Below are 794 nucleotides of genomic sequence, written 5' to 3' on the forward strand. Positions count from 1 at the left end.
TAGGCACTRTGATAATGGAATTTTTAAGTTTTTAAGCTTTGAAAAGGAAATGAGAATTAAAACTATGATTAAGTTTGATCCTTATAATGGTCAAGTTTCTGCAGTATTTGAAGATAATAGAGAAACTTCTTGGCTTATTGGAGAAATCACAGAATTGCAAAACTAAAGGAAAGGAAGATCCTTTCCTTCTCAAAATAAATTATTGGGGGATTTAGATATGCCGTACAAATGGGAAAAAGAAAGTTTGCAAAAATATGGAGAACAAGTAACTCAAAATTTAATTGCTGGACAAAGAAGATATGAAGAACAGCATAAGGATAATGATTGTAAACACTGTGGGAAAGGAAATGAAGGAGCAATTATCGAGTGGGGGAATGGCAACCCTTTTATTATGCACTATGGATTGTGGAGCAATGGCCGATGTGAATTTTGTGGTAGATATTCGGGGGCGAATTAATGAATAACAATAACAATAACATAACTATTTACGGATATATAAATAAGCTGAAACAAATTAAACAAGGAGAATTTGATGGAGTCGTAAGCGCCTTTTATAAGGTGCCTTACGACTGGATGGAAAACATAGTACTTTGTTTAGGATACAAATCCATTAATGAATTTTTGGACACATATACATATGACAATACAGATGAAATTATTGATTTTGCTATTGAAGATAGGATGCTGATTGAATGCGGTGCTGAAGAAAAGTTCCTTGAGACGATGGCAGAATGGTGTCCTCATTGTTGCGCTGAAGTAGAACTTCCAATGATTTTTAAAAAACATATTTGTCC

The 794-nt window shown here is 33.5% G+C and carries 2 protein-coding genes; both read left to right on the forward strand.

Features of this window, described 5'->3' with window-relative positions:
* Positions 1-217: 217 nt before the first annotated feature.
* Positions 218-457: a hypothetical protein gene (locus tag QD409_RS35425; protein WP_182102395.1), complete on the forward strand. Its 240-nt coding sequence runs from the start codon at positions 218-220 to the stop codon at positions 455-457.
* The coding region (locus QD409_RS35430) for a hypothetical protein (protein ID WP_430765035.1) at positions 457-794 on the forward strand (338 nt) is incomplete at its 3' end. The genes QD409_RS35425 and QD409_RS35430, both read left to right, overlap by 1 nt.

Origin of the sequence: Rhizobium sp. BR 315 (genome assembly GCF_050577975.1) — a bacterium.
Taxonomy (GTDB): Bacteria; Pseudomonadota; Alphaproteobacteria; order Rhizobiales; family Rhizobiaceae; genus Rhizobium; species Rhizobium miluonense.

Coding starts and splice junctions, on each gene's coding strand:
- QD409_RS35425 (WP_182102395.1), top strand. CDS start 218: ATGCCGTACAAATGGGAAAAAGAAAGTTTGCAAAAATATGGAGAACAA.